The organism is Salinibaculum salinum (assembly GCF_037645885.1).
In the GTDB taxonomy this organism is placed as follows: domain Archaea; phylum Halobacteriota; class Halobacteria; order Halobacteriales; family Haloarculaceae; genus Salinibaculum; species Salinibaculum salinum.
Genome location: NZ_JBBENW010000013.1, coordinates 130,028 through 140,964 on the forward strand (window position 1 = coordinate 130,028; position 10,937 = coordinate 140,964).

General features: G+C 62.3%; 10 protein-coding genes. 5 read left to right on the forward strand and 5 right to left on the reverse strand.

The features are described from left to right. Positions 1 to 245 precede the first annotated feature (245 nt). On the forward strand, positions 246 to 1,046 hold the full coding sequence (locus WDJ60_RS12830; protein ID WP_340100889.1) for a helix-turn-helix transcriptional regulator: 801 nt from the start codon (positions 246 to 248) through the stop codon (positions 1,044 to 1,046). A 6-nt stretch (positions 1,047 to 1,052) separates the two neighbouring features. Here WDJ60_RS12830 and WDJ60_RS12835 read toward each other — a convergent pair whose 3' ends face one another. Further along, positions 1,053 to 2,114, reverse strand: a complete 1,062-nt coding sequence (locus WDJ60_RS12835; RefSeq protein ID WP_340100891.1) for a glycosyltransferase family 4 protein — start codon at positions 2,112 to 2,114, stop codon at positions 1,053 to 1,055. 70 nt (positions 2,115 to 2,184) lie between these two features. Between WDJ60_RS12835 and WDJ60_RS12840 the strand changes: the two genes are divergently transcribed. Together WDJ60_RS12840 and WDJ60_RS12845 are read left to right on the forward strand one after the other, a co-directional pair. Further along, a complete protein-coding gene (locus WDJ60_RS12840) occupies positions 2,185 to 4,083 on the forward strand; it encodes a S9 family peptidase (RefSeq protein WP_340100893.1) in 1,899 nt (632 codons plus the stop codon). Between the two features lie 85 nt (positions 4,084 to 4,168). After that, complete coding sequence (locus tag WDJ60_RS12845) at positions 4,169 to 5,491, forward strand: nickel pincer cofactor-dependent isomerase, group 22 (RefSeq protein ID WP_340100895.1); 1,323 nt, start codon at positions 4,169 to 4,171, stop codon at positions 5,489 to 5,491. Between the two features lie 82 nt (positions 5,492 to 5,573). On the opposite strand, the gene WDJ60_RS12850 is transcribed toward WDJ60_RS12845, so the two are convergent. Both WDJ60_RS12850 and WDJ60_RS12855 read right to left on the reverse strand, forming a co-directional pair. Continuing rightward, positions 5,574 to 5,981: a DUF4112 domain-containing protein gene (locus WDJ60_RS12850; RefSeq protein ID WP_340100897.1), complete on the reverse strand. Its 408-nt coding sequence runs from the start codon at positions 5,979 to 5,981 to the stop codon at positions 5,574 to 5,576. A 95-nt stretch (positions 5,982 to 6,076) separates the two neighbouring features. Next, positions 6,077 to 6,553 (reverse strand): DUF4395 domain-containing protein, encoded by a 477-nt coding sequence (locus tag WDJ60_RS12855; RefSeq protein WP_340100899.1) that lies wholly within the window; start codon positions 6,551 to 6,553, stop codon positions 6,077 to 6,079. Between the two features lie 213 nt (positions 6,554 to 6,766). Between WDJ60_RS12855 and WDJ60_RS12860 the strand changes: the two genes are divergently transcribed. Next, the gene (locus tag WDJ60_RS12860) at positions 6,767 to 7,405 is read left to right on the forward strand and encodes a uracil-DNA glycosylase family protein (RefSeq protein ID WP_417750457.1); all 639 of its coding nucleotides are present in this window, start codon (positions 6,767 to 6,769) and stop codon (positions 7,403 to 7,405) included. Between the two features lie 21 nt (positions 7,406 to 7,426). Here the strand turns inward: WDJ60_RS12860 and WDJ60_RS12865 are convergent, their stop codons facing one another. Next, positions 7,427 to 8,833, reverse strand: a complete 1,407-nt coding sequence (locus WDJ60_RS12865) for a class II fumarate hydratase (RefSeq protein ID WP_340100903.1) — start codon at positions 8,831 to 8,833, stop codon at positions 7,427 to 7,429. A 139-nt stretch (positions 8,834 to 8,972) separates the two neighbouring features. Here WDJ60_RS12865 and WDJ60_RS12870 point away from each other — a divergent pair, with 139 nt between their 5' ends. After that, positions 8,973 to 9,524: a hypothetical protein gene (locus WDJ60_RS12870; protein ID WP_340100905.1), complete on the forward strand. Its 552-nt coding sequence runs from the start codon at positions 8,973 to 8,975 to the stop codon at positions 9,522 to 9,524. A 57-nt stretch (positions 9,525 to 9,581) separates the two neighbouring features. On the opposite strand, the gene fen is transcribed toward WDJ60_RS12870, so the two are convergent. After that, entirely contained in the window at positions 9,582 to 10,562 is a 981-nt protein-coding gene (gene fen, locus WDJ60_RS12875) for a flap endonuclease-1 (RefSeq protein ID WP_340100907.1), read from the reverse strand. Positions 10,563 to 10,937: the final 375 nt, after the last annotated feature.

A 10,937-nucleotide genomic window follows, 5' to 3' on the forward strand; every position in this document is an offset into this window, starting at 1 on the left:
TCAGATACTAACTGTCTAGATGGTCATTGGCCCAGTGGCTGACCTGACAATCACTGACTTGGTATCCGGCAGCCCCCACGCTAATTCGGAGGGCTTGGGAATAAATCTCTGCCCGAGAGTCGAGGAAATTTCGACATTCTCCCCAGGAAAACCGCAGGTACAACTCAGGATATGCGAGAAACGTTGTGATAGTTAGGGACCTGCTTTAACACGGACGTTGGGAAACTGAACGGACAGGGACAGCAATGGGAACCAACGAATACGCACAGTCGGACACGGTCGAGACGCTCCAGTTTCTGGTGGGGTCGGAGGTACGGATTCGGCTCCTGGCGACGCTCAACGAGCGTCGGGAGGACGCACGGACGCTCGTCGACAGGCTCGACGTTCCTCACTCGACGGTACAGCGCAACCTGAACAAACTCGAAGAGCGCGGCTGGATAGCCGCGACGGTCAACCGGCGCTACTACACGACACCAGTCGGAGAGATGGTGCTGGACAGCCTCGACGGACTGCTCGGTACCGTCCAGTCGATGGACGGACTCGCGGCGTTCGTCGACTGTGTTCCGTTCGACGATTTCGAAATCGACCTCGACTTGCTGGCTGACGCCGAGTGCGTCGTCGCGGACACCGACACGCCAGCGGCACCCCTCAACGAGTTCGTCGAACTCCTCGCTGGGTCAGCGGGGTTTACGCTCGTGACGCCACACTGGAACCCGGCGTACAGCGACGTCATCGAGCGACAACTCGATGCCGGCAATGAGGTACGACTGATTACGACAGAATCACAGCGCTCGCTGTTGACCGGGTCCGGCGTCGCCGCGATCGAGGAGTCACTCGACAGTGACTGCCTCACCGTTCGCCTGTCCGAGGAGAAACTCCCCTTCGGCATCGCCATCGTCGACCGACAGGTGGCACTGGTTGGATACCGTGACGGCGCTCTTCGTGTGCTCGTCGAGAGCGACGACCCCGCTGTCGCCGAGTGGACGGACCGCTACCTGAACGGTATCGAAGCCGCGGCGAAGCCACTTCGCAAGCAGATACAGTAGACGGGTTCAGAGGTATCCGAAGCCGCTCTGGAGGTCGTCGTAGATATCAGTGTACTGTTCGAGAACGCGACTGTGGTCGTACTCGCGCCACGTTTCCTCGACGCTCAGATGGTCGTACTGCCCCGCGTCGACGATAGCGTCTGCCAGTTGCTGAGGGTTCGTAACACGGAAACTCCGCTCGTAGTTCTCGATGAGTTCGTGGGCGCTAGATTCGGCCTGGTACTCGACGATACCGACACAGCCAGCAGCGAGCGCCCAGAGCAGTTCGGTCGCGAAGTACTCCCGATACGCGGTCTGGACGAACGCGTGGGCGCCGCGATAGATGGCGAGTCGCTGCTCGCGGTCACAGGCCCCGACAAACTGGACGCGGTCGTCGATTCGCAGGTCCGACGCCTGCCGCTCGTAGGCGTCACGCTGTGGGCCGTCCCCGATGATGGTCGCGGTCCAGTCGCGGTCGCGTAGCTCTGCCAACCCGAGAAAGAGACTTTCGATGTTCGCACTCTCGTCGAGCGGATGGGCGTAGGCCACGTCGACTTCCTCGCTGGGGTCGACAGCGTCGACGAGCGAGAAGTCGATGCTCTCGGGAACGATGCGAGTACTCTCGTCGGCCGCGCCGAGTTCGCGGACCTCGGTCCGAACCATCTGAGAGGGTGTGACGACCAGCTGGGGTTCCGTGACCGCCCAGCGTGTCGTGCGTGCAGTCCCGTCGAGACCCTCGTCGCCGAACCACTCGACGAGCATCGGTGTTCTAGCGAGTGTCCCACCGATAGAGGCGGCGATGACTTGCTGTGGCGGGGAGGGACGGGCGTGTATAATGTCGGGACCGTAGCGGGCGAGCATCAACGGCAGACGGAGACAAAAGGAGGTAAGCGCCCGGTTTATCGTAACGGCCCGGTACTGGATGCCGTCGGCCTCGAAGCGGTCGGGTTCGCCGTCCCACCACTGGGCACAGAAGAGGGTGACCTCGTGGCCCGCCTCGGTGAGCTGGCGAGCGAGGCGCTCGAAGCGACGATTGCCGGCGGTATCGGTGTGCCGGGTCGTCTCCATGGCGACGAGCGCGACGCGCATACGCTGGCGGATGGGGGGAGGTGTCAAAAATCCCGTGGACCGCCGCCGATTGCACCGAGAACATTTGTAGATGCCACTCTTTCCAGCGAGCGTGTACGACCTCGAACGGTATCTCACAGTCCGGAGCGCCTACGGCGCGTCGCTCGGCCCGGACGGTCAGCTCGCGTTCCTCGTCGATACAACCGGTGTCGCGCAGGTCTGGGAACTGACCGAACCCGGTGCCTGGCCCCGCCAGCGAACCTTCGGCGACGAACCGGTCTCCTTCGTTTCGTACTCGCCGACTCGCTCCGAACTTGTTTTCGGCATGGACGACGGCGGCAACGAGCGCCTGCAACTCCACCGACTGGACGCTGACGGTACCAGGACGAATCTCACCGCGATACCCGACGCAAAACACAGGTGGGGCGGCTGGAGCCACGACGGCGAGCAGTTCGCCTTCGCGTCGAACCGCCGCGACGAATCGGTGTTCGACGTGTACGTGCAGGACCGCGACGCGACCGGTGACGACGCCGAACTCGTCTTCGAGGGGGAGGGATGGCTGACCGTCGGCGGCTGGAGCCCGGACGACTCACGACTCTTGCTGACGAAAGCCCACTCCAGTTTCGACCAAGACCTGTACGTACTCGATATCGAGAGCGGGGAGCGAACGCATCTGACGCCCCACGACGGGAACGTGCGCTATCACAGTGCCCAGTGGAGCCCCGACGGCGACGGGCTCTATCTGGTCACAGACGACGGCAGCGACACGCTCGAACTCGTTCGGATGGACGCCGAAACGGGCGCACAGTCGATCGTCCGCGACGGCGGTGAGTGGAATATCGACGGCATCGCCGTCGACGACGACACCGGGCTGCTGGCGTACTCCCGAAACGTCGACGGCTACACCCAACTCACGCTGGGCGAGTTGACAGGTTTAACCAGTATCGATGAGTTCTCGGTCCCGGACCTGCCGGGGAACGTGGCCGGCGGTGTCAGCTTCGGTCCCGACGGAGCGCAGCTAGCCTTCTCGACGTCGGGGCGTCGCGACAACACGAACGTTCACGTCGCCGACGTGGAGACACTCCGGAGTGCGACAACTGTCGAGGACGCGCCAGACGCAATCGAGCGGTGGACCCATGCCAGTACCGCCGGTATCCCACCGGAGACGTTCGTCGAACCGGAACTCGTCCACTACGAGACGTTCGACGGCCGCGAGATTCCCGCGTTCTTCTCGGTCCCGAATGACGCAAGTGACGGCGAGATACGCGCGGCGGCTTCACCGCCGCGGTCTGCGGCGGCCGGAGACGCCGGCCTCCCAGTCGTCGTCGACATCCACGGCGGGCCGGAGAGTCAGCGCCGCCCCTCGTTTAGCGGCCTCGTCCAGTACTTCCTCTCGCGTGGCTACGCCGTCTTCGAGCCGAACGTCCGCGGGTCGACTGGCTACGGGAAGGCCTACACCCATCTCGACGACGGGAGAAAGCGGATGGATTCGGTGAAAGACATCGAAGCGGCCCTCGACTGGCTGGAAACCCAGTCGGTGGTCGACCCCGACCGCATCGTCGCCAAGGGCGGCTCCTACGGCGGGTTCATGGTCTTGGCAGCGCTGACGGAGTTTCCCGACCGCTGGGCAGCGGGTGTCGACAGCGTCGGCATCGCCAACTTCGTCACCTTCCTCGAAAACACCGGCGAGTGGCGACGCGAATTGCGTGAAGCCGAGTACGGCTCACTCGACGGCGACCGCGAATTCCTGGAATCCATCAGTCCGATTACCAACATCGAGCGCATCGACGCGCCGCTGTTCGTGCTTCACGGTGAGAACGACCCCCGTGTCCCCGTCGACGAAGCAGAACAGATTGTCGAGCGGGCCAGCGAGCAGGGCGTCCCGGTCGAGAAACTGATTTTCGAGGACGAGGGTCACGGGATCTCAAAGCTAGACAATCGTATCGAGGCGTACAGCCGCGTCGTCGATTTCCTCGACGAACACGTGTAGCGGGGCGGACACTGCACGAATCCACATCGTGGCAAGTCGGCTCAACAACGCGCTTATCCGGCCAACCGTCTATTTCGTAGGTATCATGGACCAGTTCTCAGTTCCGGAGGCGGATGTCAGGAGAGCGGTTGGCGAGCTCGATATGCCCGAGTTCGGTGTCATCGAACAGGTGTGGGACGTGGACCCGATTCCGGTCGACGCTGTCGAAGACGAAGCCGCTGCAGCCGCGAGAGCACTCGACTGGGATAGCGTCCCGGACGGTGGCGAAGTCGCCGTCGGCGCGGGCAGTCGTGGAATCGCGAACCTCCCGGCAATCGTCAGCGGCGTCGTCCGCGGAATCAGTGAGGAGGGGTACGAACCGTTCATCTTCCCGGCGATGGGGAGCCACGGCGGTGCGACTGCAGACGGACAGCGGGACAAACTGAACACGCTCGGCGTCACAGAGGACGCAATCGGCTGTGAGATTCGAGCGACGATGGACGTCGTTGAGGTTGGGCGGACGCCCGAGCGCGACGTGCCGGTGTACGTCGACGCGTACGCTGCCGAGGCCGACGCCATCGTTCCGGTCAACCGCATCAAGCCCCACACGGACTTCAGCGGCGAGGTCGAGAGCGGGCTCTCGAAGATGCTCGTCATCGGCATGGGAAAACAGCGCGGCGCGAAGATGGCCCACGACTGGGCCGTCGACTGGAGCCTTCGGAACATGCTCCCGGAGATCGCCGACCGCCTGCTCGAGGAACTCCCCGTGGTGGGCGGTGTGGCCGTTGTGGAGGACGAACACGACGACACGACCCGCATCGAGGGTGTCCCGCCGGCGGATTTCCTGGACAGGGAGGCAGAACTCCTGGAGACTGCGTGGGAACGGATGCCGAAACTCCCGTTCGACGAGTTGGACGTGCTCGTCGTCGACGAACTCGGGAAAAACGTGAGCGGTCAGGGAATGGACACGAACGTCACCGGTCGTCGCCACTTCACCATCAACGAGCCCGAGCCCGAAACGCCCGACATCAAACGCATATTCGCACGCGGGCTCACCGACTCGACGAAAGGAAACGCGATGGGAATGGGTGCCGCGGATGTCGCCCACCGGAACCTGGCTGCCAACCTCGAATGGTCGAAGACGCTCATCAACGCCATCACCGCCAGCACGGTTCGGGGCGTCAGACTCCCACCCGTCGTCGACACCGACCGCGCCGGTCTACTGGCGACGCTCGGAACCATCGGTCCCATCGCCGGCCCCGACGCTCGTGTTCTCCGTGTTACAGACACGATGCAACTCCAGCAGTGCTACGCTTCCGCACCACTCGTCGATGCCGCACACGACCGTGACGATCTCCGCGTGATCAGCGAACCCGAACCAGTCGAATTCGACGACAACGGCAATTTCGTCGCTCCGTCACCCGAGTAACGACGTTCAGAAATCGAGATGTTTGCCCCGAGACGATTCCCGAACCAGAGCCGGATCGTCTCTGGGGGCCCATGACGTCGCCTCACTGCTCGTCGACCGCTCTGGCGAGGTCTTCGAGCGCGAGTTCGACATTGCGCTTGTTAGCTTTCCAGACTGCGTCGAAAACGGTGCCAGCGTAGGGGAGTGACCCACCGACGAAGTCGATTGTCACGTTTGCGAGCATCTTTAGTAACGTTGAGTACGAGACGCCCAGATACGCCGATTCGGCGACGATGTACAGCGAGAAGAGCGCGCTCACCGCGTCGCCAGCGACGGGCAGAGCGCCCAGAATCGGGTCGATACCGATACGATACCCAATTCCCGGAATTCGAACACTCTCGTCGAAGACGGCCGCCACCGTTTCCATCCGTCTGAGTGCTGCATCGTCGACGCTATCCGGAATCTCCCCGTCGTACTCGATGTCGAACCGAGAGTCGAAGGTACTGGGCATCTGGGAGCTGTTGGGTCGCAAAATAGAAAATTAGCGTGGTCAGTGGGACAAAGCCGCAGGGAAGTAGCTGCTATCTCAAGTCGATGGGTAGCTGCTCAGACGATACCGAGTCGCTGAAAGAACTGAACCTGTCGGTACATCCGACAGCCCAGACAGAACCCGGTTGTCGCCGCGAGTCCAGCCAGAGCGGCGACGAGTCCGGCCAGCGCGTACCCCACGACTGGGAGACCAGCGAGGAGCGCGACACTCGCTCCAGTGGTGAATACGGCACCAATGACACGGGCAAAGCGGTGTGGTGCGGCCGGTTCGCGCGCTGTCGGCGGGTCGAGCAGACGCAACGCCCCGTGTCGCCAGAGGAGCGCGTAGGCGTCGATTCGCCAACCAGAGATGACGGCCGCCGAGAGGAGGACGGCGAGTGCGTAGACGAACACCGGAAGCTGGAGCGCGATAGCGGCGACGAGCGTGAGCGCGGTCAGCGACTGTCCAAACCGGGGCGCTCGTGGGTCGACCAGCGCGGGACCGTCAACTGGTGCGGTCGATTGTGACTGTTCGGTATGCGTCGGCGTTTCCATTGCCTCTCGAAGGAACTGCATCGATAAATACGTCGCTCAGGCGGAAAGAACCGCGTCGACCGATGACAGCGACAGAACGGACATTCCGGTAGGAGAAGAGCCAGGTGTACCGAAAGTGGGTGTATTCGGTGGTTGTGCGTGTCAGAAACCTGACCACGAGCGGAGAGGACCCGAAAGCTATTGCCCACCAGCGCCGAACGAACGGACGAAACTGTGGATTACATCGCCGACAACGACAGGAACCCATTCGGTATGACTCCCCCGTGTGACCGGTTCGTCCCCGGATACGGTGATACTGGCGCGCACTTTCACCTCGTGGGAGACAACCCCGCAGTCCACGGTGGACTCGACACCGACATCCCCTTTACTGACCGTCCGTGGTCGCCCGAGTTCTTCGACGCACTCGTTCGGGGTGGACTAATCGAACACGTCGACCTCGCCGCTGGCGTGCTGGACCCCGGGCAGACCTTCCTCTCGTATCTGCACATGTGCGACCCCGGCGAGAAAGTGCTGACAGACGCCGACTACGACGCGCTGGAGCCGTTTTTCGACGCCGAACTACGGGCGATTACGGCACACGTCCTCTTGCCCGTGGGCGCTCGCGCGACCACACACGTTCTCGATACCTACACCGCCCGTCCGGCCACCGATATCGACATGGATGCAGTACATGCCACAGAGATTCGGGGGTCCGGATGGCTTGTCTTTCCAATAAAAGACCCCAGTGAGTGGGACGGAGACGACGCCGAGCGGTTGGTCGACGGTCTCGCTGCCCTCAAAGAGCGGGACTATCGGCAGACTTCCGACCTGGGTCGCTTTCTCGCCGGTGACGAATCGTATCTCGTGCGATAGAACGAAACGCGGTGGTAGGGCCTAGTCGTCTCCGAGAATTACGCGCTCGGTCATCTTCGCCGGGTCGAGGACCTCTTCTGCCTCATCTTCAGTGAGGTAGCCCTCGTCGATGACGACTTCCTTGACCGTCTTGCCTTCTTTGAGCGCCTTCTTTGCGACTTTGCTGGCCTTGTCGTAGCCGATAGCGGGATTGAGTGCCGTGGCAAGTGCCATCGACTGCTCGACGCGCTCGGCACAGTGTTCGCGGTCGGCTTCGAGTTTGTCCACGAACCGTTCGGCGAACACCTCGCTGCTGTTTGCCAGCAGTTTCGCGGACTGGAGGAAGTTGTACGCGAGCACCGGCTTGTAGAGGTTCAGGTCAATCTGGCCCTCGGCGGCACCGGCTGAGACGGCGGCGTCGTTGCCGACGACTTGCTTGTGGACCTGGTTGACCGCTTCGGCGACGACGGGGTTGATTTTGCCGGGCATAATCGAGGAACCCGGCTGGTTCTCGGGCTGGTCGATTTCACCGAGGCCGTTGCGCGGTCCCGACGCGAGCAGTCGGAGGTCGTTTGCAATCTTGTTCAGCGACCCGGCGATGGTCCGGAGCGCCCCGTGGGCTTCGCTCATCGCGTCGTGGGCGGCCTGAGCCTCGAAGTGGTTGTCCGCTTCGCGGAAGTCGACACCCGTCTCCTCGCTCATGTACGCTGCCGCTTTGGCGGGGAACTCTGGATGGGTGTTCAGTCCAGTCCCGACAGCGGTCCCGCCGAGCGCGAGCTCCTGCAGGTGGGGCAGGGCGTTCTCGGCGCGCTGGAGTCCCTTCTCGACCTGCGTTCGGTAGCCCGAGAACTCCTGGCCGAGCATGATCGGTGTCGCGTCCTGAAGATGGGTCCGGCCGGTCTTGACCACGTCGTCGTACTCCTCGGCTTTGGCATCGAGGGAGTCGGCGAGCGTCTCCAGTGCGGGAAGGAGGTCCTTCTGGACTGCTTCGGCGCTGGCGACGTGCATCGCCGTCGGAATCACGTCGTTGCTGGACTGCCCGTAGTTGACGTGGTCGTTCGGGTGAATCTCGCGGGTCCCGATTTCGCCGCCGTAGAGTTCGGTCGCACGATTGGAGATGACCTCGTTTGCGTTCATGTTCGAGGACGTACCAGAGCCAGTCTGGAACACGTCGACCGGGAACTGGTCGTCGTGCTCACCGGCGATGACCTCGTCTGCGGCCTCGATGATACAATCGGCCTTCTCGTCTTCGACCAGGCCGAGTTCCTTGTTGGCCTGGGCCGCACCCTTCTTGACGACGCCGAGGGCGCGAACGAATCGGCGGCCGAAGGTCGCATCGCTGATCGGGAAATTCTGGATGGCGCGCTGTGTCTGTGCCCCCCAGTAGGCGTCGGCGGGCACCTGCATCTCTCCGAGACTGTCCTGTTCGGTTCGGAACTCGTCGCTCATACGTGTGGATATCTACTGTCGGGTGCGTAAAAGCCACCGATACCGTCGAAGGAGTCACGCAAGCAAAGTTTACCGAACGAAGATTCCGGGTGGTTTGATATGCTCAGAAAATAAATGTTAGCCTGGAGAAGTGATACCTATGAGTCAGGACAACCCCATCAACACGGTCTTCAAACTACAGCGACGAACACTCCAGCAGAGCCAGCAGGCACTCGAACAGTCCATCGAGTTCCAGAAGCGTCTCAACGAGGCCATCACCAGCGGGATGGAAGGGCAGTCCGGAGCCCAGCAGCGTAGCGTCGAGGTGATGCAGTCAGCAATGGAGAGCTATCTCGACGCTATCGAGTCCAACGTTCCGGGTTCGGAAGACGGTGTCGCCCAGATTCGAGAGGCGATGGAGGAGCAGTTCAGTGCCGTCGAGGAGGGCCAGGCAGAGGCACAGGAGATGGCACAGGAAGGACTCGAGGAGTACGAAAATCTCTCCGAGCAGTACCTCGACGCACTCGGCGAGCAGATGGAGATGCTTCACGAGGCTCACGAGGACATGGAAGCACAGACCCAGGAGTTCCTCGACGACACCGAGGAGAGACTCGAAGCGATGCAGGAGGAAGCCAACGAGCAGGTTCAGGAACAGATCGAACGTATCCAGGACCAGATGGCAGACCTCCGCTCGCAGGTCTCCGACGAGTAAGTCGACAGCATTCTTCGTTTTTTCTCCGATGAATAGCGGCGCGATTCGACAGGACCGTCAGGCCCAGTCGTCGAGTCCGGTCTGGACCAGTGACTCCTCGATGCGCTCGAACCCCCGTGCCACCTCCTCCTCGTCGACCTCCCACTCGTCGGTGACGAACGCGCGGGCAGCGTCAACATCGGGGTTCAGGTCGGTGTCGAACTCCGGGGCGTCGACGACAGCGGGATCGAGAAACAGTTGCCGGATCCGGTCGGCGTTCTCGACGTGATACCCCTCTGCCTCGAAGACGGCCCAGAGGTCGCCGTGTTCGTGGACGAGCGAGACGCCCGTCTTCGGACCGACACCGGAAATCCCCTCGTTGAAGTCTGTCCCACAGAGGATCGCCACGTCGACCAACTGTTCCCACGTCAGGTCGTGTCGGGCCAGCGTCTCGTCTAGGTCCATCAGTTCCGGATTGCCCTTGCTGGTAAGCTGGCGCAGGGTCAGGGGAGACCCGAACAGCAGTGCGTCGTAGTCCTCGGTGCCCGCGTAGTCGACCTGTCCCTTCCGTGCCATCACGGCGGCCTGTGCCTCGCCCTCGGCGGGTGCGTCGATGACGGGTACGTCGAGCAGTTCGAGTAGTTCGCGGGTCGTCTCGACGATGGTGTCGGTCAGCCGCTGCGTCCGGGATTCGAGCCGGGCAACCGCGACAGCATCGCCCTCCGCTCGGGCGTCTTCGAGTTGGTCTTCGTACTTCTCGCGTTGCTCGCGACGACTCTGGACCTCGTCGTCTTTCAGTTCCGTGACCGCACCGTCGAAAACGAACACGGGTGTCAAATCGTGTTCGAAGAACTTCGGGAGCCCTTGAACGACACCGACGAGATTCGCCACTTCGGTACCGTCGCTGGTCGTATACACGTCGTCGCTGGTCCACTTGACCGTCGTCGTCAGATAGCGGTAGAGCCAGTTGTGCGCGTCGACGGCGACGACAGCGCCCGATAGTTCGGCGAACGACACCTCCTCGATTGCCGCAAGTGAGCGCAAATCCGCGTTTCCCATTGCCCGCTCTTGGACCGTGCGGGGCTTGAATCTCCCGACGGAGAGAGCAGTTGTCGTGGCGGATGAAAGATGAGGCGGCCCTCAGGTTTACCAATCCGGGAGGATGTACGTCATGACGGAGTCTGAGCGGCTCTGACAAGACCAGCGAAGCGCTCCAGCGCGTCCGAGAGACGTTCGAAAAAGCAGCGGACGAAGCCGAGGAGATGAGCGACACGGCACGCGAAGAGGTGACAGATGCGATAGACGACGTGAAGTACCACGGGCACGGTGGCCCGTGGCTTCGCCGTGGTCTCTGGCGTGGAGCCAGCGAAACGACCGGTGGCGAATTTAATTCCGCCCGCACTCGTCTCTGGAGAGACTTGCGTGGAACCGGTA

Bases quoted from the DNA above. Each gene is read 5' to 3' on its own strand.
- WDJ60_RS12830 (WP_340100889.1), top strand. From the start codon at position 246: ATGGGAACCAACGAATACGCACAGTCGGACACGGTCGAGACGCTCCAG.
- WDJ60_RS12835 (WP_340100891.1), bottom strand. From the start codon at position 2,114: ATGCGCGTCGCGCTCGTCGCCATGGAGACGACCCGGCACACCGATACC.
- WDJ60_RS12840 (WP_340100893.1), top strand. From the start codon at position 2,185: ATGCCACTCTTTCCAGCGAGCGTGTACGACCTCGAACGGTATCTCACA.
- WDJ60_RS12845 (WP_340100895.1), top strand. From the start codon at position 4,169: ATGGACCAGTTCTCAGTTCCGGAGGCGGATGTCAGGAGAGCGGTTGGC.
- WDJ60_RS12850 (WP_340100897.1), bottom strand. From the start codon at position 5,981: ATGCCCAGTACCTTCGACTCTCGGTTCGACATCGAGTACGACGGGGAG.
- WDJ60_RS12855 (WP_340100899.1), bottom strand. From the start codon at position 6,553: ATGGAAACGCCGACGCATACCGAACAGTCACAATCGACCGCACCAGTT.
- WDJ60_RS12865 (WP_340100903.1), bottom strand. From the start codon at position 8,833: ATGAGCGACGAGTTCCGAACCGAACAGGACAGTCTCGGAGAGATGCAG.
- WDJ60_RS12870 (WP_340100905.1), top strand. From the start codon at position 8,973: ATGAGTCAGGACAACCCCATCAACACGGTCTTCAAACTACAGCGACGA.
- fen (WP_340100907.1), bottom strand. From the start codon at position 10,562: ATGGGAAACGCGGATTTGCGCTCACTTGCGGCAATCGAGGAGGTGTCG.